A 20,216-nucleotide genomic window follows, 5' to 3' on the forward strand; every position below is an offset into this window, starting at 1 on the left:
CAATTAAATCGATCTTAGCTGTGCCCTCTTCTCCAGCAGCAACACCGCCGCCAGCACCAGGGCAAGTGCCACCATCTGCCCGATCGTGGAAGTTAACCCAAGCGGCACAGTGGCCAATGCCGCGAGCCCGCCGGCCAACCGGAACCGAAGCAGGCCGATGCTCAGAATGCGGCGGAACCAGGCGTCCGCGAAGAGGAACAGCGCCACTCCCCCGCCCAGCAGCAGCGCTTGCGACAGATATATATGGCCGCCCGCGTAGGTGGTGGCTTTCTTCACCCCGGCCGCGAACACTACGACCCCTAGCAGCAGCGGATAGTGGGCGAAGCCGAAGGCTCGGATGGCCAGCCGCCCCCGCTGCATCGACGGCGCCGCGTCCAGCGCGTGCTCGGCCGCCTCATCGTCACCACCGAAGTAGAGCCACCACAGCCCGAAAGCCAGCACCAGCCCGAGCAGGGCCACGGTCACCAGCGACCCGGTCAGCTCCAACCCGGCCGCGCCCACCCCAATGGCCACAATGGACTCGCCGAGCGCCACGATGACGATCAGCCCATGTCGCTCCACAAAATGCGACGAGGTGATAGTCCACTCGGAAAGCGGGTGCAGGAAAGGCGACCCGGCGATCACCACCAGCCCGGCACACCAGAGCACCACCCGCCACGGGTCGTCAACGAACCCGCCCACCAGAATCAGGCTGGCGCTGAGCAGGTTCAGCGGCGCCAGCTGTTTCATCGCGCTCGGCGCCGCCCGCAGCAACAGTCCACTATGGATGGCATTGACCACGAAGTAGCCGACGCCGAAGGCCCAGCCGCTGGCCCCGAACGCGTCCGGGATGGCCAGCGCGATGAGCAGGAATCCGGCCATCCCGCTCAGCAGCAGCCCGCGCCGCACCGCGTCGCTCGGCGCGACCACATTGGTCAGCCAGGCGTAGCCGCCGTACATCCACAGGATGATGCCGAGCATCAGCACCACCCGGCCCGCGCTGGGCCACGTCAGGTCGGCCGCCAGCACCCCGGTGAGCTGGGTGATGGTGAAGACGAAGACCAGGTCGAAGAAGAGCTCAAGGGTGGAAACCTTGACTACCGACTCACGCTGCGGGATATGGCTCTCTGAGCGTGAAGGCGTGCTCGGTGCTTCCATGTTTCTCCAGGTGAGCGAGACGTTCCGCGGCCTCGTCCACAGTAGGGGTATGACCTTCGGGCACCCACCAGAGCACCAGGTGGGCTTCTATCCCGTTATGGTCGAACCACTCGCGCCGGCGGCGCATGTAGTCGAGATGCGGCGAACGATAGATAAACTCCCGCAACGCCTCCACTGATTCCCAGACGGTGAGGTTGATTATCACGCCCTCGCCGAACGGGTTCGCCACACCCGTCGCGTCCCCGCTGTCGTCCTGTAGCCGCCAGACGAACCCGGGGCTCGCATCCCCCAGCCCGTTGATCTCCGGCAATGCGTCGACGAAATCCTTGAGCTCAGGCCCGTCGAGCGGGAACCTCAGCCGGGCGATGTTCAGCTGCGCCAGATTCATTTGTCCTCCAACACGACGCAGCACTGCCCCGCCTGCGGTGCCATCTTCGGCTCCACCGGCCAGCCGCTGCCTTCGGCCATCCCCTTCAACAGGGCCAGATTCATGCCGCACACCAGCGGCGGGAACTCTTGCGCCAGCGCGTGGAACGGGCAGTTCCTCAACTTGGTCACGCCCCCGTCCGCGAACGGCTCATACCCACGTTCGCGCAACGCTTCCCACATGTCCGGCTGCTTCAGCGCCAGCCCACGCTTGCGCGCCACCCGATGCAGGGTGTGATCGGCGCCCGCCTTCTCGACGGCTTCGGCCAACAGCTCGGCGGCGTCCACATACGACCTCGGGGGCAGGCTCACCGCCACCTCCGCACCGCTGCGGCAATACAGCTTGGCGGGCCGGCCGCCATGCGGCCCCCGCGCGAAGCTGGTTTCCAGCAGCCCGGCTTCCACAAGCTTGTCGAGGTGGAACGCCGCAAGCGTGCGCCCGATCCCGAGCTGAGCCGCGACCTCGTCGCGGCTCAGCACACCACCGTGCCCCACGACGACCTGATACACCTGCCGGCGCGTGGCATCGCCAAGCGCGGCTATCGCGGTGACCTGCTCTTCACTCACACCCGGATTCTATAACCAACAGTCGTTGTTTATACAACCCGTGTGCCATTTGTCTGCACACCCTTGGTGGCGAGTGGCACGCCTTCCGTACCCTGGAAAGGCCATCCGCGTTGGAGGTGAAGCATTGAAGAACAGAGATTCAGTTGCTTGGCGCAAGAGCAGCTTTTGCGAGTCGGGCGCCTGCCTGGAAGTAGCAGCAGTCGGAGAGGACATAGTTGTCCGCAACTCCCAGGATCCACATGGCACGACACTGCGCTTCTCCAAGCCCGTGTGGGCATCCTTTTTGGAGGCAGTGAGCGCGGGCGACTTCCATCTACGCCAGCCCAACCGGGCTGGAACCGACTAGGCGCGGTCGAAATCCCCCGCCCGCACCCCGTCGATAAAGGCGGCCCACTCGGCACGCGAGAGGGCCAACATAGGACCTAGGTTTTTCGAATCCCGCACAAGCACAGCATCGCCTGCGGAAGCGACCTCGACACAGGCGCTTGATTCACAGCGGCTGGCCTTACGCCAGTCCAGCTCAAGTTCATTCACGTGCGGTCCCCTGGGATGACATTGACCTTCAGCCAGTATCAACGCGCGACTGGGCTATCAGACGCGCGTCGATTTGACATATTTTGGACAGACCACCAGCCGGTCCCGGTGGGGTCCGTCCAAAGGGCGATCTCATTCGCTGACATATGGCCAATTGATGTGTGGCCACATATCAACGGGGAGATCGTACACATGCCACCCTAGGTTGACAATAACTGACTGTGACCTGGGTCTTTGTGGCGTCACCGGCGTGACCTGGGGAAATGAATATCCGACGGGTACGGACGATGAGGCAGCGACTACCAACAGTTACTTTGATCGAAGCTTCTCAGCCTTCGCCCGGATGAGGCTCGCCGTGTCTTCTTCGGTCAGTGCCACGTCCCAGAAGGCTTCGAAGCGTTCGCGGTAGAGCCGGATTCTTTCGGAGCTGTTCACCATCTCGTCGGCCATCTGCGCCTCGAGGTAGAGCACCGCGTTTTCCTCTTCACCGAAATCGAGCACCATGAACGGATTCAGCATCGCCAGATGCGCGCCCGCGCCGAAGGGGAGGATCCTGACCCGGAAGTTGAGAATGCCCGTCAACCGCAGCAGCTCCCACAGCTGCTCCACCATGACCTCCGGCCCACCGACCTCGCGATGCAGCACCGACTCGTCGAGCACAAGGTAGTACTGCGAGTCGGTGGTGAGGGCGAGCTCTCTCCGGCGCATCCGCACCTCGAAACGCACCGCCCGGTCGGCCTCGGACAGTTGCTCCCAGTTCTTCAGAATCATCTCGGCATAGCCGGTGGTCTGCAGGAAACCCGGTATCAGCGCGGGGTTGTAGACCCTGATCGCGCTGGCCTCGGTCTCGAATTGGAGCAGCTGCAAGGTGGCCGCGGTCAGATGCTCACGGTATTGCGGCTGATCCCACCAGCCCTTGCGGCGGGAGGCTCTCGCCACCTCCACCAGCTGCTGCACCCGCTTGGCATCGGTGACGTCATAGTGGGCGAGCAGAGCTTTGAGGTCGGTGCTGGAGACGGTCACGTCCCCGCTCTCGATGCGCTGCACCTTGGACAGGGACCAGTCGAAGTCTTCGGCGACCTGCCCCTGGGTGAACCCTCTGGCCTCCCGTGCCTTGCGCAGGGCGAGGCGGAGGCGGCGGCGCGCGACCGCGGGCGACTCACCCGAGACCATGGCAGCTTCTCTCATCCCCGCCATGTCGCTGGGCCAAAAGGCCAAACGACGTATGGCAAACTGAGGTCCGGCAAGGACGGGGCCGAGACTACACCCGGGAAGAAGCAGCAACAATCAGCGAGCCAGAGATGACACTAGCGACCTGATGACAATCAGTGAGCGAATTCGCGGCTCTCCAAGGCACGGCGCAGCCCACGGCGCACCTGGCCCAGCAGCCGCTCATCCGATGTCCGGAGTAGACAGACGGCCCGGCCTCGATAAATAGCTCGCAGCTCGTAAGGCTCGTCGCGGTGTTGCCAGCACCCCGCCGCCACCCCCGACGCGACGGCCGTCACCAAGAGTGCGGTAATCGCTATCGACGGCGAGCCCACCGTCCAGAAAGCCACCGCGCCGGCGATGATCGCCGCCAGCACCATGACGGTGGAACCGGCTCGGGCCCATGGAGTTCCCATGATCGTCCGCTCGGCCTCGCGCACAATGTGGATGCCCCCCAGATCCCTTATGGGGAACAACTGGAACCTCGGGATGCGCGTCTCGAACACTTCGTGGGTGATCCGCGCGCAGGGCCCGTGATAGAAGACTGTCATCTTCATTCCTTCCCTCGCTGAAGCGTTGCGAGAGGGAGGGGATTGAGACAGGATGACAGGTGCATGGGTCCTGCCCTCTCGCGAAGGGTGGCCTAAAGGCGGTAGTCGGGTGCCAGCCCGGTTGCCGCCACATTTGCATATGCGGGCTAGCCTCGATGCTGCCCAGCGGACTCAAGTATGAGTGAGCTTGGACGTGATCGCCATAATGCAAAGTGCCACACCGCAGATTGCAGTATTCACTCACCTTCCAGATAGGACTCGTTAGCCGCGATTTCTTCTGCCACATAGGGATCGGCCGCACCGACGTCGGTGGCGGCCAATTCGCGTAGCTCCGCGAGCGCCTCATCGCGGCGGCCGAGGGCACGCGCGGCTCGAGCCCGAGTCCAGCGCGCCACGTGGTAGGACTTGCGGGCCGCGTCGCTGTCGAGGTTTTCGAGCACCTTCGCGCGGGCGGCGACGGCCCAGTCGAAGAGCGAATAGGCCGTCTCCCACTCCTCTTCGTCGGCGAGTCTCCAACCCATGTTGTTCTGCAGCGCGCCGGTCATGCTGAGCGCGAGGGGATCGTCGCTTTCCTGGGCGGCGCCCAGACCTTCCAAAAACCAATGCAGATGCTCGTCGGGCAGCGCGATGGCTAGCATGTGCGCCGCATCGGCGGCGAGGCCCGCCAGACCCTGCGTCTGCGCTAGCTCAAAGGCCTCACGGAACAGCGGCACGGCCCTCTCGGCATCGCCGGCGGAACGATAGACCCGGCCTCGCTCGAGAAGCGCTCGGATCCTTGGCTCCCCTTCGATATCGGCGGTTTCATCCAGTACCAGATGAGCCTGGTCGAAATCCCCCGCCAAACCGTGACTTCGGGCAATCTGCGTGCGCACGACGGCGGCCACGGCCTCGAAACGCGCCCGGGATCCCGCCGGGTCGTCAAAGTCCCACAGCGAAAGGATCAAACGGTTGCTCTCCCACTCGATCATCCGCTCAGCCTAATCCGCCGGGCGGAGGCCGAATTTGGAGAGCGCTCTCCACTGTGGAGCTACGCCGAGTGCCGGACCACCAGGCTCGGCTCGAAGATGACCGAGGTGACGCGGGTGCTCGGGTCGTCGATGCGGGCGATGAGCAGGCGCACGGCCTCGGCTGCCATGTCTTCCATGGGATGGCGCACGGTGGTCAGCGTGGGCCGGGCGGCCAGCGCCGGGGTGCTGTCGTCGAAGCCGATGACCGCCACCTCGTCGGGGACGGCGCGGTCAAGCTCGCGAAGCGCGTGGACGGCGCCCTGGGCCATCAGGTCGTTGAGGGCGAAGACGCCATCGAGACCTGGCTCCTCGGCGAGCAGCTTGCGCATGCCGGCCTCGCCGCTGGCGAGGGTGAAGTTGCCTTCCACACAAGGGATGTAGGCGTGGCCGTGCCTGGCCATCGCCTGGCGGAACCCGGCCAGGCGGTCCTGGCTGGCCGGCACGTCGGCCGGGCCGGAGATGATGCCGATGCGCTCGCAGCCGCGCGCTATCAGGTGTTCGGCGGCCATCGCGGCGCCGCGGTCGTTGGCTACGTCCACGTAGCTGATCGGCGTGGGAATGGCAGGCCGTCCAAACAGGACAGCCGGGATCCCCGCGTCGGCGATGAGCCGGGGCAGCGTGTCGCCCGGGTGCAGGGAGAGGATGACCACGCCGTCGGCGTGGCCCTGGCGCAGATCGCCGACGACCTTGACCCGGGCCTCGTCCGTGCCGGCAAGCATGAGGGCCAGGTGCACCCCGGTCGGGCGCAGCACGCTGAGCACCCCGCCCACCACGCGCCCGAAATAGGGGTCGGTGAAGAAGCGGCTCATAAACGGATCGTTGACGCTGTGGTCCTCCGAGTCGGAGACCAGCAGGGCCACCGAACCGGTGCGGCGGGTCACCAGCGAGCGGGCCGCGCGGTTGGGCACATATCCGGTCGCGTTGACGGCACGCCAGACCACCTCGTGAAGCTCGGGGTCAACGTTGCGAACCCCATTGATCACCCGGGAGACCGTTGCCCGCGAGACCCCGGCCACCTGGGCAACGTCTTCCAACGTCGGTGACCGCGGGACCTCAGAAGTGCTCATGGCAGCCTTTATAGCACAGAGGGAGAGCGCTCTCCGCCGCTGAAGTGGCGGAGAGCACCCGGAACCCGCTAACGATAAACACCGAACTCCCACAACGAATAGCCAAACGTGGTCGCCCGAACGGTCCCGCTGATCCGAACATAGCGGCCCGAGCCGGTCAGATTCAGATCATCGAACCCGCCGTCGCCGGTGGTGGTCGAGTAGATCGTGCTCCAGCCGGCGCCATCGGTGGAGGTCTGGATCTGGTAGGACCGCGCGTAGGCATCCTCCCAGGCCAGCTGAATGTGGTTGAAGCTCTGCACGCTGCCCAGATCGACCTGGATCCATTGCGGGTCGCTCCAGTCGCTGGCCCAGCGGGTGGTGAAGTTGCCGTCGTTGGCGAAGGACGGCAGCTGCGGCCCGCTCGGCCCGGTCGGCTGGTAGGACGAGGCGGTGGCCGGCCGGTTGAGCGCGATGTTGGTGCCCGGCACTGTCGGCGGGACCACCTTGAACGAGCGCGTCTCGATGCCGACGTTGCCCTGCCCGTCATAGGCGTAGACGTAGACCTTCCAGACGCCCATCTGCTGCGGCGCGGTGACCGAGAACGAGCCCGCGCCGGTCTGGGTGAACCGCACGTGGTCGAAGCCGCGATTGCCGTTGATGTGCTTGTTGGAGAACATCAGGTTGTAGCGGATCGCGTCCCCGTTGGGGTCGGTCGCGCCGACGTTGACCGTGAACTGGCCCCCGGCGGGCACAGCCGTCTGGTTGCCCACCGACATGGAGGTGATCTCCGGTGGGGTGTTGGCTGATGGGGTACCGGTATAAGCCTGCTTCAAAGCGTGATAACCCAAGCGCCGCCAGCCTCCGGTGTAGGTGTTGAGCCAGACCCCGCCGAAGTCGTTTTCGAGCCCGTAGTGAAACTCGGTGGCGCCCAAGGCAACCCCGGGATGGGCCTTGATGGCGTTCCAGCTGGCCGTGTAGCCGGCCCGTTTCTGCAGATCGGTCGGCTCGGTGGGGACGCCGTTGAGGTCGTTGGGAACCTCCCACTCCCCGGCCGGACCGGCCTCGGTGACGACGTAGGGCTTGGTGTGGCCCTGGGCGATCCAGTCGGCCTTGACCCCGCCGATGGCGCCGTAGGAGTTGACCGCAAGCAGATCGAGGGCGGGCGAATGTGTCTTGTAGTAGGGCCAGGCGCCGGTCCAAGCATCGGTCGAGGTGACCGGGTGGTTGGCGTCGGCGGCGTGGATCGCCACCGCCACTTCGTTGACGAATTGGGCGTAGGCGACCCGGCGCTGCTCCACCACGTTGGCCGGCAAACCGAAGTCCTGCATGGTGAGGATCACCTCGTTGCCCACGTCCCACATCAGCACGCCCTGCTGTCCCTTGAGCGCGTTGACCCGTGCCACGATCTCGTTCTTGACCGCGGTTTTGTAAGCGGTGTCGGCGACGTAGTCCGCGCCCTGGTTCAGCCAGTGCCCGACGATCACCTTGATTCCGTGCTGCGCCGCCTTGTCCAGCAACGCCGGCGTGTTGGCATCGACGCCCCAGGTGCGAATGGTGTTGACGCCCATAGCTTTCAGGTCCCGGACGTAGCCGTCGAGCGCGCCCTGCGGCGGGCCATAGGTGATGCCCTTGACCTCCCAGGGCGCGCCGTTGACCTGAAGCTGCCATGCCCCTTGACTTCCGGTGACCCGAACCACGCTCGGGCCGCCCGGCGTGGCCGGATCGGTCATCGCGGGCGGGGCGGCCCCGCTGCGCTTGGCGACGGAGACTGACTCGACGCTCAGGATCCCGCCGCTCGTGGTGGCCGCGGTCGGCGTGGTCTGCCCGGCGAGCGCGTTGGGCAGCGAGCCGCCGATGGCCAGATCTAGGCGCAGATAGAACCCGTGCTGCACGGCGGCTTGCCAAGCGGCGACGCCTACCTGGCTCTCCCGCACTATCCAGGTTTGCACGCCATCGAGGTAGAAGCGGATCTCCTCGTCGGTCTTGCTGCGGTCGATGATCTGCGTGTACTCGTGGAAACCGGTCTGGCATCCGGCACAGGTGGCGAACCCGCTGGTGCGGCCGTTGTACTCGGCGCACACGCCATCGGGCGCCGTTCCACAGTGGAGGGTCTGCGCGAGCTGGCTGCGCCCATTGACGTCGGTCATGATGTCGGTCTCGCCGACGCCGGGCCAGTTGTTGTAGTTGCCGCGGTAGGCGGCTCCGGTCGCGCGGAAGCCGGGCCAATAGCCGAGCCCGTTCGCAACGTCGGGCTGCTTGAGGTTGGCGGTGAAGCGCACCTGCTCCCCCGCGGCTGCCCCGAAATCGGTGCGCTGGGTTTCGATGCGGCCCGAGGTCCAGTTGCCCGCTCCGTCGCGAACCGCGCGCACGTTCAGCTTGCCCGCGCCGTCCAGGGTCACGTTGGCCGCGCTCATCGTTTCCACTTCACCGGTGCCCCAGTTCGCCGCGCCGCCCGGGTACTGGGTTCCGGTGCGCACCAACCAGTTCGCGGCGTTGAGCGTGGTGCCGTTGAAGTCCTCGGACCAGACCGTGGTCCACGCCGGGTCGGGGGTGGAGGTCGGGGTGGAGGTCGGCGTGCCGGCCGGACCCGTTCGCACCACCATCTCCCACAGCGAGTAACCCCAACCCGTGCCACGGGTCGTGCCGTACATGCGCACGTAGCGCCCGGAGCCGGAAACGTTGAGGGTTTCCGTGCCGCCGGCGCCGGTGGTCGTGGAGTAGATGGTGGTCCAGGTGTTCCCGTCGGCCGAGGTCTGGATCTGGTATGCGCGCCCGTAGGCGCCCTCCCACTGCAGGACCACCTGGCAGACGCTCATCGTCGAGCCCAGATCGACGCGAAGCCACTGGGGATCGGCGAAAAGGCTGCCCCAGCGGGTGCCGGGGTTGCCGTCGAAAGCTTCGGCCGGGCTGCCGATTTCGACGGAGGAAGCGGTGGCGGGCCTGTTCAGCGCGGCGTTGCCGGAGCAGGCGGGCGGGGCGCCGCCGATGGAGCCGTAGACCTGGAACTCCCAGAGCGAGTAGCCGTAACCCGTTGCGCGCGCGGTGCCGTTCATCCGCACGTGCCGGCCTGAGCCGGTGACGTTGAGGGTTTCCACGCCACCCGCACCGGTGCTGGTCGAGTAGATATTGGTCCAGGTCACGCCGTCGGGCGAGGTCTGGATCTGGTAGGTACGGGCGAAGGCGCCCTCCCAGCGGAGGACGACCTGGTTGATGGTGGCGGTCGCACCAAGGTCCACGGCGATCCACTGCGGGTCGCTCCATTGACTCGACCAGCGGGTGCCGTTGTTGCCGTCGAAGGCCAGAGCGGCTGGCACGTCGGCACCCTGAACCGACGAAGCCGTGGCCGGTTTGCCCTGGGAAAGGAGCACGTCGGCGGCGCTCGCAGCGGAGATCACCACCAGCGCCGAGGCCGCCACGAGGGTGCTGGCGGCAAGGGATAGGAGCACGCCTTTGGGTTTCACGGAACCTGCCTCTCGGTCCGGACACGGGGATCGATGGAGAGCGCTCTCCGTGTTGGACGAAGTGTTACGCCCGGGTTTCCCAACTGTCAAGACATCTATCGATCTCCGCGTGCGTATACGTGCCTAAAGTGGACACGGTATTGACAGAACCGCACATAAAAGCTCAGTGTTGGACCCACTTGGAGAGCGCTCTCCGTGATTGAGAGCGATGACGAAAGTGGTGCCGGGATGATGACTTCTTCCCTGATGGCAGCCGGTTCCCCGGCTCACGGCGAGCTTACCGAGCTGCGGTTTCCAGCAGGCTTTTGGTGGGGAGCGGCGACCGCCTCCTACCAGATCGAAGGCGCCACCGACGAGGATGGCCGCACTCCCTGCATCTGGGACACCTTCGCCGCCACCGAAGGCAAGGTTGTCAACGGCGACAGCGGCGCCGGCGCGACCGAACACTATTTCCGTTACCGCGACGACGTCGCGCTGATGGCCAGCCTTGGCCTCAACGCCTACCGGTTCTCGGTGGCCTGGCCCCGCATCCGGCCGCGCGGAGGAGACCGGAGCAACCCGGCCGGAATCGCCTTCTACGACAAGCTCGTGGATGAGCTGCTGGGCAAGGGCATCAAACCGGTCGCCACTCTCTACCACTGGGATCTTCCACAGGAGCTCGAAGACGCGGGCGGCTGGACCAACCGCGACACCGCCCACCGCTTCGGCGACTACGCCGCCGACGTGGCAGCCGCGCTGGGCGACCGGATCGAGCTGTGGTGCACGCTGAACGAGCCCTGGTGCTCGGCCTTCCTCGGCTACGGCTCGGGTGCGCACGCCCCCGGCCGGACCAACCACGCGGATTCGCTTGCCGCCGCTCACCATCTCCTGCTCGCGCATGGCCTGGGCACGGCGGCCATCCGCGCCTCGGGTAAGGACGCCAACATCTCGCTGGCCATCAACGCGGGCGTGGTACGGGCCTTCTCGGACGATCCCGCCGACCTGGACGCGGCGCGGCGCATCGACGGCATGCTCAACCGGATCTTCCTTGATCCGATCTTCAAGGGCGCCTACCCGCAGGACGTGCTCGCCGACACGGCCCAGACCAGCGACTGGTCCTTCGTCCGCGAGGGCGACCTTGAGATCATCGGCGCGCCGATCGACGGGCTCGGGCTGAACTACTACCAGCCCGATCTGGTGAGCGCGGCCAACCCTCCGCGCGACGACCCGCATGGCCCGTACCCGACCGGGGACAGGGTCACCTGGCACCGCGCCGAAGGCCCGCGCACCGACATGGACTGGCCGATCGATCCGAGCGGGCTGGAGGAGATCCTGCTGCGGATCAAGCGCGACTACGGCGACATCGCGCTCTACATCACCGAAAACGGGGCCGCGTTTCCGGACAAGGTGGTCGACGGCCAGGTTCAGGACACCGAGCGGATCGACTTCCTGCACCGGCATCTGGTCGCGGCGCACCAGGCATTGCAGGCGGGCGCGAACCTTCGCGGGTACTTCGTCTGGTCGCTGCTGGACAACTTCGAGTGGGCGCTCGGCTACGGCAAACGCTTCGGCATCATCCACGTCGATTACGAGACCCAGGTCCGCACCCTCAAGCAGAGCGCCCACTGGTATCGCGACGTCATCGCCTCCGGCGGCGTCCCGCGCCGCTAACGCATTTGGAGAGCGCTCTCCCCCGCGCGAGCAGAGCCAAAATCGCCGGCGGCGGCGCAGCCGCCGGGCGCAACCAAGCACGCAGGTGGCGTTGCCGACGGGAGTTACGGCGCTTGACCACGACGGACCGGCGCAAAAAGGAAGGTCAATCTGCGCCGAGGCTTGCCATGACCTCAGCCAGCTCATCGGGTTTGATGAGAACCTCGCGGGCCTTCGAGCCCTCGGAGGGCCCGACAATGCCGCGGGTTTCCATCAGGTCCATGAGCCGGCCGGCCTTGGCGAAGCCGACGCGAAGCTTGCGCTGCAACATGCTCGTCGAGCCCAGCTGGGAAACCACGACCAGCTCGATGGCCTGCAGCAGCAGCTCGAGGTCGTCGCCGACCTCCTCCTCGGCCTTCTTGCGCGGGTCCGGCGGGGGTGGAGCGAGGATGTCGGGACGGAACTCGGGCTCGCGCTGGCGCTTACAGAAGGCGACGATGTCGACGATTTCCTTCTCGTCGACCCAGGCACCTTGCAGCCGTTGCGGTTTGGACGCCCCCATCGGCAGGAAGAGCGCATCGCCGCGGCCGATGAGCTTCTCAGCGCCCGGCTGGTCGAGGATGACGCGGGAGTCGGCCAGGGAGCTTGTCGCGAAAGCCAAGCGGGAAGGGACATTGGCCTTGATCAGACCGGTCACCACATCGACCGACGGGCGCTGGGTGGCCAGCACGAGATGGATGCCGGCGGCGCGGGCGAGCTGGGTGATGCGCACGATCGAGTCTTCGACATCACGCGGCGCGACCATCATCAGGTCGGCCAGCTCGTCGACGATGACCAGCAGATAGGGGTAGGGGGCGATGCTGCGCTCGGATCCGGGTGGCGCCTTGATCTGGCCGGCGCGCACCTTGCGGTTGTAGTCGTCGATGTGGCGAACTCCCGCGGCGGCGAGGTCGTCGTAGCGCATGTCCATCTCGCGCACCACCCACTCGAGGGCGTCCGACGCCTTCTTGGGATTGGTGACGATCGGGGTGACCAGGTGCGGAATGCCCTCGTATCCGGTCAGCTCGACCCGCTTCGGGTCGATGAGCAGCAGGCGAACCTGGTCGGGTGTGGCCCGGGCCAGGATCGACACCAGCAAACTGTTGAGGCAGGAGGACTTTCCGGCGCCGGTCGCCCCGGCGATGAGGATGTGCGGCATCTTCGCCAGGTTGGCCGTGACGTAACCGCCTTCGATGTCCTTGCCGAGCGCCACCACCATCGGGTGGGTGTCGTTGCAGGCCAGGCGGGACCGCAGCACATCGCCCAGGGCAACGTCTTCGCGGTCGGAGTTGGGAATCTCGACGCCGACCGCACTCTTGCCCGGGATCGGGCTCAGGATCCTGACATCGGGACTCTTGACGGAGTAAGCGATGTTGCGGGAGAGCGCCGTGATCCGCTCGACCTTCACCCCGTGCCCGAGCTCGACCTCGTAGCGGGTGACCGTCGGCCCACGGGTGAAACCGGTGACCGCCGCATCGACATCGAACTGGTCGAACACGTTGGCCAGCGCCGCAATGACCTCGTCGTTGGCCTTGGAACGGGTCTTGGCCGCCTCCCCCGGGCGCAGCAGATTGGCGGGTGGGAGCACGTATTCGCCGCCGAGACTGGGCAGCACCAGCTGCTCCATTTTGGTCGGTGGCGGGGTGTGCGAGGGCGGGGCCGGCTTGACCTTCTTGGTGGGCCGCTGGATCGAGACGGTCACGTGCTCCGGCTCGACCTCGTCCTCATCGTCATCGCGGGTGAACGCGGCCGGCGGGGTGAGCCGGCGGCGCGGCTTGCCCGGCTCGGGGTCCTCCTCCGCTTCGCCGTCCAAAGGCCTGCCGATGAACAGGTCACGCAGATGGGCCAGCCGTTCAGGAATCTTGCTGACCGGGGTGGCGGTGATGACGAGCACGCCAAAACCGAACAGCAGCAACAGAAGTGGCACCGCGACAAAGGCGGTGACCGCGGCCTCGAGCTTGCCGACGCCCCAGCCGAGCATGCCGCCGGCCATGTACTCGCGCTGGACCATGTCCACCGGGTCCTGCAGGATCTCCAGCAATCCAGTCGCGGCAAGGAAAAGCGCGCTCCAGCCCACGAACGCGCGGCCACGCTGCGCCGGATCGGGATCAGAGCGCATCATGCGAAACGCCGAAACCGCCAGCAGCATGGGCAAAGCGACCGCCACCGCGCCGACGAAGAAGCGCAGCGCCACACCGAGCCAGCTGCCCAGCGGCCCGGCGCCGCCGCCCCAGATGGCGACGGCCAGCAGCACCGACAGTCCTAACAGGAGCAACCCCAGACCGTCGCGGCGATGCTCCGGGTCGAGGTCCTTCGCCTTCGACGCCTGCGAACTGACTCCCCGCACCAGCCACCCCACCCCATGGGCAATGCCCATCCACAGCGCGCCTATCCCACGCGCTAGAAGGTCAAGAGGGCTGGCAGAGCGGCGTCGAGAGCGCGCAGGAGTCCGCGTCGCGGGCTTCCTTGTGGTGGAGGCAGCTGCGCGACGGCTCGATTGAGAGGTACGTGCCGCCATACGCACAGGCTAAATCACAAGCCTGTAGTTTTAGACCTCCAACACGTTGGGCACAATCATTGGCCTTCGCCGATAGGCCTCGTTGACCCACCTGCCCACCACCCTGCGCACGATCTGCTGCAGCTGATGCGGGTCGGTGACCCCCTCCAGCGCGGCCCGGTCGAGACCGTCTGTCACCAGCGGCAACACCGGGTCGAAGGCCGCCGGATCCTCGGAGAACCCCTTCGCGGAAAGGGTCGGGCCACCCACCACCTTGCCGGTGACCGAGTCCACCACCACGGTGACCGCGATGAACCCGCCGTCGCCGAGAATGCGCCTTTCGGTGAGCAGGCTCTCGCCCACATCGCCCACGGCGAGACCGTCCACATAGACATAGCGGGACTTCACATGCCCCACCACGCGGGCGTGCCCATCCACGAGATCCACGACATCGCCGTCTTCACAAAGCACGATGTTCTCCGCTTTCAACCCGGACTCCAGGCCAAGTCGCGCGTGTGCCCGCAAATGACGCCATTCACCGTGTACCGGCATGAGGTTGCTCGGTTTCACCACGTTGAGCAGATACAGCAACTCGCCCGCAGGCGAGTGCCCGGAGACGTGAACCTTCGCGGTTTCCTTGTGGATGACGTTCGCGCCGCCCCGCGCCAGCTGGTTGATCACGCGGTAGACGCTGGTCTCGTTCCCGGGCACCAGCGAGCTGGCCAGCACCACGGTGTCGCCCGGGCCGACCGTGACGTGCCGGTGGTCGCCGTTGGCCATCCGCCCGAGCGCGCTCATCGGCTCGCCCTGCGAACCGGTCGACATCAGCACGATCTGGTTGGGAGGAAACGCGGTCGCCTCCTCCAGGCCGACGATCAGGCCCTGCTCCACGCGCAGCAGACCCAGATCGCGGGCTATCCCCATGTTGCGAACCATGGACCGGCCGATCAGGGCCACCTTGCGCCCATGCTCGGCAGCCGAATCGAGCACCTGCTGGACACGGTGCACGTGGGAGGCGAAGGAGGCCACGATGATGCGGCCCGCCGCCTTGGCGAAGATCGCGTCCAGTACCGGCCCGATCTCCCGTTCCGGGGTGACGAAACCCGGGATCTCGGCGTTGGTCGAGTCGGACAGCAGCAGGTCCACGCCCTCGGCCCCGAGCCGGGCGAACCCGGCCAGGTCGGTGATGCGCCCGTCGAGCGGGAGCTGGTCCATCTTGAAGTCACCGGTGTGCAACACGAGGCCGGCAGGTGTGCGAATGGCGACCGCGAGCGCGTCCGGGATGGAGTGGTTGACCGCAAAGAACTCCAGGTCGAAAGGCCCGAGCCGCTCCCGCCTGCCCTCGGCGACGGTCAGCGCGTAGGGCGTGATCCGCCGCTCCGCGAGCTTCGCCTCGATCAGGGCCAGCGTGAACTGGGACCCCACCAAGGGGATGTCGGGCTTGTGCGCGAGCAGGTACGGGACCGCGCCGATGTGGTCCTCGTGGCCGTGGGTCAGAACGATCGCCTGGACGTCTTCGAGCCTGTCCAGGATCGGGGCGAAGTCCGGCAGGATCAGGTCAACGCCGGGCTGGTCTGCGGTGTCGGGGAACAACACCCCGCAGTCGACGATGAGCAGCTTGCCGTCGAACTCGAAGACCGTCATGTTGCGGCCGATGGCGCCCAATCCGCCCAGGGGGATCACCCGCAAGCCGCCTTCCGGCAGCTCGGGCGGCGGGCTGAGCTGCTTGAGCTCGCTGGTTCCCTCTAATGGTGCAGAGGCCAAAATTAACTCCTTATGTCATGTCAAGCGGGAGCCCCGAGTCGGCGCAGTCGATGCGCAGCTGGGCCAGTTCGGCCTCGGTCGCATCAACCAGCGGCGCCCGGACGGGACCACCGGGCAGACCACGAGCGTTCATGGCTGCCTTCACCAGGATCGTGCCCTGGGTTCGGAAAATTCCGGTGAATAGCGGAAGCAGTTGCTGATGCAGCTGAAGTGCTCCGGCATGGTCACCTTGGTCAAATGCCTCGATCATCTTCTTGGTGAGCGCACCGGTGAGGTGCGTCGAGGTGCCCACCACGCCCACGCCGCCCGCGGCGAGCATGGGAAGGGTCAATGCGTCTTCGCCTGAGTAGTAAGCCAGATCGGAGCGCTTGAGCACCCAGCTCGTGGCGGTCAGATCGCCCTTGGCGTCCTTCACCCCGACGATGCGGTCGTGCTCGGCGAGCTTCACGATCGTGTCGGTCGCGATCGCCACCCCGGTGCGGTGCGGGATGTCGTAGAGCAGCACCGGCAGGCCCGTGCTGTCGGCCACGGCGGTGAAGTGGGCGAGCAGGCCAGCCTGCGGCGGCTTGTTGTAGTACGGCGCCACCACGAGCAGGCCGTGCGCGCCTGCCTTCTCGGCCTGCCGCGCCAGCTCGATCGTGTAATAGGTGCTCGAAGTTCCGACGCCGGCGACGATTTTGGCCCGGTCGCCGACCGCCTCGATCACGGCCCGCAGCACACTCTCCTTGTCCACCCCGCTGGTGGTCGGAGACTCGCCGGTGGTGCCGTTGATGACCAGCGCGTCGTTGCCCTGCTCGTCCACGAGGTACTCGGCCAGTCGCGCCGCGCCATCGCAGTCGACAGCACCATCGGGGTGCATCGGGGTCACCATCGCGGTGAGGACACGGCCGAACGGCCGCCGAGCGTCTTGCGTCATAGAAACAACCTAACGGAAGTACTCAGCTATGACTCCCACGTATACGGGCTGGCCGCAATAGCCGACCCGTCAGGAAGCTGACTGATCTGGAAGTCACCGAAAACGCTTGGTGCGAGCGTCTGGAGCTGGCGAAGACACTCGACGGCGAGGGCGCGAATTTCGACGTCGGCGTGTTCGGTGGCGCGCATGGCGATGAAGTGCCGCCACGCCCGGTAGTTGCCGGTGACCACGATGCGGGTCTCGGTCGCGTTGGGCAGGATCGCGCGCGCCGCCTGCCGGGCCTGTTTGCGGCGCAGGGTCGCGTTGGCGACGTCGGCGAACTTGGCCTCAAGGCCTTCCAGCAGCTCGTTGTACGCACGCACAGCGGCCTCGGAGGCCTCGACAAAGCGCTTGTGCAGCTCCGGATCCTCGGCGATGACGTCGGGCTCCACCATCGCCGCGTCGCGCTCGGGAACATAGCGCTGGGACAGCTGCGAGTAGGAGAAATGCCGGTGACGGATCAGCTCGTGGGTGAAGGAACGCGAGACGCCGGTGAAGTAGAAGGTGGCGGTGCCATGCTCCAACACGGACAGGTGGCCGACCTCCAGGATGTGCTTGAGGTAGGCGCTGTTGGTGGCGGTCGCCGGGTTCGGCTTGGACCAGGACTGGTAGCAGGCGCGTCCGGCGAACTCAGCCAGCGCCTGTCCACCCTCCGCGTCGGTCTCCCACGGCACCTCGGCCGGAGGCTGAAATTGGGTCCAAGCGATGAGCTGCACCTTCGGCTCTACCAGTTCCGTCACAGGCAGCACAATACTCCCACCAGCCGCTGACGTCAGCGCGACACTTGACACGACATCATGCTGACGTCATAGTGATGTCATGGACCTGTCGCCCTACCTAGATTCCCTCCGGCGAGATCTGGCCGCAGCGGCCGCGCCGGGAGGCGAGCAGATCGCCCAGACCGCAGAGATCTTGGCTACCGCACTCGACGCCTCCGCCCGCCTCTGTCTCATCGAGGTGCTCGCCGACGCCACCGCTGAGATCACCACCAAGCTCGACGGCCCAACGGTCGAGGTTCGCCTACGTGGACGCGAGGCCGAGCTGGTGGTGACGGGTGCCGAGCCGGAGGCCCCGCCGCAGCCCGTGACCTACCCGGAGACCGGCGGCGATCAGGCCCGGCTCACGCTTCGCCTCCCCGACAGCCTCAACGAGGCGATCAAGAAGGCGGCCGACGCCGAAGGCGTCTCCGTCAACACGTGGCTGGTTCGCGCCGCCTCGGCCGCGCTGCAAGGCAGCCCCGGCCCGCGGTCCAACAACCCGCCCAGATCCAGCTATGGCAAGTCCTTCACCGGTTACGCCCAAGCCTGAAGCCTGACAGGAGACCTCTCATGAACTACGAATTCGCCAACCCCGGCCCGGTCAACGCCGACATCCGCATCGCCAGCGGCACCCTCGACGTCAACGCGGGGGAACACGAAAAGATCATCGTTACCGTCGATCCCCTCGACAGCTCGTCGACCAGCCGCGAAGCGGCCGAGCAGACTCGGGTACACCTTGAGGGCAAACACCTGGTCGTGCACACTCCGCACGGCAAGGGCTGGGCGTTGTTCAAGTGGCCCAAGCTAAGGATCATGGTGTACATCCCGCAGGACAGCGCGCTCAGCATCAAGTCCGCCTCGGCCGACGTGACCTGCACCGGCGTCTACCACGACGTCGTCGCCCACACGGCAAGCGGCGACCTCACGGTCGACCGGGTGGCCAAGGACGCCTCGGTCGTCAGCGCCAGCGGCGACGTCAAGATTGGCTGGGTCGGCGGCGACCTGCGGATGAACAGCGCCAGCGGCGACGTCTCGGCACAGTATGTGGGCAAGGACGCCGATGCTCACTCGGCCAGCGGCGACGTCACCATCGGCCGCGCCGACGGCAGCGCCCGAGCCAAGACCGCCTCCGGCGACATCAAGGTGGGTGTCGCCAGCCGCGGAGAGGTCAGGGCGCACAGCGCCAGCGGCGACGTGACTGTGGGCGTGGCCGCCGGCACCGCGGTCTGGCTGGATCTCAGCACCGCCTCCGGCAAGACGCGCAGCGAGCTGGCCATGAGCGACGGCGCGCCGCCCAGCGGCACCAACCTGCAGATCAAAATCCGCACGGCCTCGGGCGACATCACCCTCAACCGGGTCGCGCTCGCGGAATGAGGCTTCGGCCGGATCAGACGAAGTAGTAGGTGAACGGGGCCCACGGAAGATTCCGCAGCACCATGAAGATTCCCCAGGCCCCCAAGAAGAAGGCCAGCAGCTTCGGGCTCAGCCTCAACTGCGGGAGCTTCCAGCCGAAGGCGGTCTGCCCGGCCCAGGCGACGTAAAGGTAAAGCAGGAACGGCACCGCGAAGACGAACAGCAGATGGTGCCGGGCGGCGGCGGGAATGTCGCCATGCAGCAGGTACCACGCGGCACGGGTGCCACCGCAGCCGGGACAGTCAAGACCGGTGGTCAGCTTCACCAGGCAGGTCGGGATGCTGTCGGCGCCCGACGAGGCCGGGGTGGACCACATCGTGTAGCCGAGCGCGCCACCGATGCATCCGAGCACCGCAACCGGGCCGAGCCAGCGCGGCATGCGGGAAAGCACTCGATCAGACAGCCGAGTCACCCGGTCAACCGGTGGCTCAACCGGAACGGGGTAGGCGTGCGCGTCGGTCACCCCTTAGAAGTTACACGGTTGGGCAAAGCCGTGAGATCCCCTCGCTCTCCCAGGCGTGATCTCCAGCTGGCCTGTCCGATCAGCCAAATGTGGGAGCTCGGCATTCAACGCCCGGCGGCCGCCCGCCCAGGGATCGAAGGGATAGCCAATGTGGACACGGAGAAAGGCTTCGCAGCTCGGATGTCGCGGTGGAACCATGCCAGCGGCATCCACCCTGCCGCCTGGGCTGGGATCAGCACCTCGCCTGCGCAAATTTGGACCTGGGGCCGGAAACGATCCCACGGCCAGATCTCGGCCGCCGCCGGCGGGGTCGGGCGCGAACTGCTCGGCCGGCCGCCGGAACGCCTCCTCGGGCGGCGGCCCGGCCGAGCGGTCCGCGCCGTAAGCGGTCTCTTAAAGCTGATCTTGTGGGGTGGAGCTTTTCCGTTTTTGCTCGGCGCGCCACGCGGCGCGGTAGACGATGCGAAGCAGCAACAGCGCCAGCGCCACCCCGGCAACGTCCAGGCAGGCCCGCATCCAATCGATGCCCCCAGCCATGACCATCACGGCCAGCACACCGGCGAACAGCGCCGTCAGCACAAGCCAGCTGACGATCCAGGCCGACCACTCGAGGCGGCCGAGTCTTGCCGTGTAAGACACGAGCGCCGCCAGCGCCCGCTTGAGCATTGCCGCCACGTGTCCTCCGCTTCGCGCCCGCCAAGGCCGCTGCTCGCCCGGATCAAGTATCCGAGCGAGCAGCGATTGTATCTTTAGTTCT

Annotated in this window: 19 protein-coding genes; 4 read left to right on the forward strand and 15 right to left on the reverse strand. The window is 66.4% G+C overall.

Annotated elements, in window-relative coordinates:
- Window positions 1–3: 3 nt before the first annotated feature.
- From Rhe02_RS19955 to Rhe02_RS19965, 3 genes are read right to left on the reverse strand one after another with little or no spacing between them, the layout of a single operon-like run.
- Entirely contained in the window at window positions 4–1,137 is a 1,134-nt protein-coding gene (locus Rhe02_RS19955; protein ID WP_203909788.1) for a low temperature requirement protein A, read from the reverse strand.
- The gene (locus Rhe02_RS19960; protein ID WP_203909789.1) at window positions 1,085–1,525 is read right to left on the reverse strand and encodes a DUF3291 domain-containing protein; all 441 of its coding nucleotides are present in this window, start codon (window positions 1,523–1,525) and stop codon (window positions 1,085–1,087) included. The genes Rhe02_RS19955 and Rhe02_RS19960 overlap by 53 nt, the downstream gene beginning before the upstream one ends.
- On the reverse strand, window positions 1,522–2,130 hold the full coding sequence (locus Rhe02_RS19965; RefSeq protein ID WP_203909790.1) for a helix-turn-helix transcriptional regulator: 609 nt from the start codon (window positions 2,128–2,130) through the stop codon (window positions 1,522–1,524). Before Rhe02_RS19965 ends, Rhe02_RS19960 begins: the two co-directional genes overlap by 4 nt.
- Before the next feature lie 73 nt (window positions 2,131–2,203).
- Here Rhe02_RS19965 and Rhe02_RS50950 point away from each other — a divergent pair, with 73 nt between their 5' ends.
- A complete protein-coding gene (locus tag Rhe02_RS50950) occupies window positions 2,204–2,476 on the forward strand; it encodes a DUF397 domain-containing protein (RefSeq protein ID WP_373320658.1) in 273 nt (90 codons plus the stop codon).
- On the opposite strand, the gene Rhe02_RS19975 is transcribed toward Rhe02_RS50950, so the two are convergent.
- From Rhe02_RS19975 to Rhe02_RS20000, 6 genes are all read right to left on the reverse strand, one after another.
- A complete protein-coding gene (locus Rhe02_RS19975; RefSeq protein WP_203909792.1) occupies window positions 2,473–2,664 on the reverse strand; it encodes a DUF397 domain-containing protein in 192 nt (63 codons plus the stop codon). The two genes, Rhe02_RS50950 and Rhe02_RS19975, sit on opposite strands and share 4 nt — an antisense overlap.
- 309 nt (window positions 2,665–2,973) lie before the next feature.
- Entirely contained in the window at window positions 2,974–3,852 is an 879-nt protein-coding gene (locus Rhe02_RS19980) for a helix-turn-helix domain-containing protein (protein ID WP_203909793.1), read from the reverse strand.
- Between the two features lie 137 nt (window positions 3,853–3,989).
- Window positions 3,990–4,424 (reverse strand): DUF6232 family protein, encoded by a 435-nt coding sequence (locus tag Rhe02_RS19985; protein WP_203909794.1) that lies wholly within the window; start codon window positions 4,422–4,424, stop codon window positions 3,990–3,992.
- 236 nt (window positions 4,425–4,660) lie between these two features.
- Complete coding sequence (locus tag Rhe02_RS19990; protein ID WP_203909795.1) at window positions 4,661–5,392, reverse strand: hypothetical protein; 732 nt, start codon at window positions 5,390–5,392, stop codon at window positions 4,661–4,663.
- A 59-nt stretch (window positions 5,393–5,451) separates the two neighbouring features.
- Entirely contained in the window at window positions 5,452–6,498 is a 1,047-nt protein-coding gene (locus Rhe02_RS19995) for a LacI family DNA-binding transcriptional regulator (RefSeq protein WP_203909796.1), read from the reverse strand.
- Window positions 6,499–6,566: 68 nt separating this feature from the next.
- Window positions 6,567–9,941 (reverse strand): galactose-binding domain-containing protein, encoded by a 3,375-nt coding sequence (locus Rhe02_RS20000; RefSeq protein WP_203909797.1) that lies wholly within the window; start codon window positions 9,939–9,941, stop codon window positions 6,567–6,569.
- A 231-nt stretch (window positions 9,942–10,172) separates the two neighbouring features.
- Here Rhe02_RS20000 and Rhe02_RS20005 point away from each other — a divergent pair, with 231 nt between their 5' ends.
- A complete protein-coding gene (locus Rhe02_RS20005) occupies window positions 10,173–11,591 on the forward strand; it encodes a GH1 family beta-glucosidase (RefSeq protein WP_239123939.1) in 1,419 nt (472 codons plus the stop codon).
- Between the two features lie 145 nt (window positions 11,592–11,736).
- Here the strand turns inward: Rhe02_RS20005 and Rhe02_RS20010 are convergent, their stop codons facing one another.
- The 4 genes from Rhe02_RS20010 to thyX are packed head-to-tail and all read right to left on the reverse strand — an operon-like array spanning window position 11,737 to window position 17,556.
- A complete protein-coding gene (locus tag Rhe02_RS20010) occupies window positions 11,737–14,127 on the reverse strand; it encodes an FtsK/SpoIIIE family DNA translocase (RefSeq protein ID WP_203909798.1) in 2,391 nt (796 codons plus the stop codon).
- A 30-nt stretch (window positions 14,128–14,157) separates the two neighbouring features.
- Complete coding sequence (locus Rhe02_RS20015; protein WP_275412626.1) at window positions 14,158–15,870, reverse strand: ribonuclease J; 1,713 nt, start codon at window positions 15,868–15,870, stop codon at window positions 14,158–14,160.
- A gap of 10 nt (window positions 15,871–15,880) precedes the next feature.
- Window positions 15,881–16,786, reverse strand: coding sequence for a 4-hydroxy-tetrahydrodipicolinate synthase (gene dapA / locus Rhe02_RS20020; protein ID WP_203909799.1), 906 nt, complete (start codon window positions 16,784–16,786; stop codon window positions 15,881–15,883).
- Window positions 16,787–16,812: 26 nt separating this feature from the next.
- Window positions 16,813–17,556 (reverse strand): FAD-dependent thymidylate synthase, encoded by a 744-nt coding sequence (thyX, locus tag Rhe02_RS20025; protein WP_203909886.1) that lies wholly within the window; start codon window positions 17,554–17,556, stop codon window positions 16,813–16,815.
- A gap of 88 nt (window positions 17,557–17,644) precedes the next feature.
- On the opposite strand from thyX, the gene Rhe02_RS20030 reads away from it, so the two are divergent.
- Together Rhe02_RS20030 and Rhe02_RS20035 are read left to right on the forward strand one after the other, a co-directional pair.
- Window positions 17,645–18,133, forward strand: a complete 489-nt coding sequence (locus tag Rhe02_RS20030; RefSeq protein ID WP_203909800.1) for a toxin-antitoxin system HicB family antitoxin — start codon at window positions 17,645–17,647, stop codon at window positions 18,131–18,133.
- A gap of 20 nt (window positions 18,134–18,153) precedes the next feature.
- A complete protein-coding gene (locus Rhe02_RS20035) occupies window positions 18,154–18,957 on the forward strand; it encodes a DUF4097 family beta strand repeat-containing protein (RefSeq protein WP_203909801.1) in 804 nt (267 codons plus the stop codon).
- A 13-nt stretch (window positions 18,958–18,970) separates the two neighbouring features.
- On the opposite strand, the gene Rhe02_RS20040 is transcribed toward Rhe02_RS20035, so the two are convergent.
- Both Rhe02_RS20040 and Rhe02_RS20045 read right to left on the reverse strand, forming a co-directional pair.
- Window positions 18,971–19,459: a DUF2752 domain-containing protein gene (locus Rhe02_RS20040; RefSeq protein ID WP_239123932.1), complete on the reverse strand. Its 489-nt coding sequence runs from the start codon at window positions 19,457–19,459 to the stop codon at window positions 18,971–18,973.
- A 393-nt stretch (window positions 19,460–19,852) separates the two neighbouring features.
- A complete protein-coding gene (locus tag Rhe02_RS20045; protein ID WP_203909802.1) occupies window positions 19,853–20,134 on the reverse strand; it encodes a hypothetical protein in 282 nt (93 codons plus the stop codon).
- Between the last annotated feature and the right edge of the window lie 82 nt (window positions 20,135–20,216).

Origin of the sequence: Rhizocola hellebori (assembly GCF_016862955.1) — a bacterium.
Taxonomy (GTDB): domain Bacteria; phylum Actinomycetota; class Actinomycetes; order Mycobacteriales; family Micromonosporaceae; genus Rhizocola; species Rhizocola hellebori.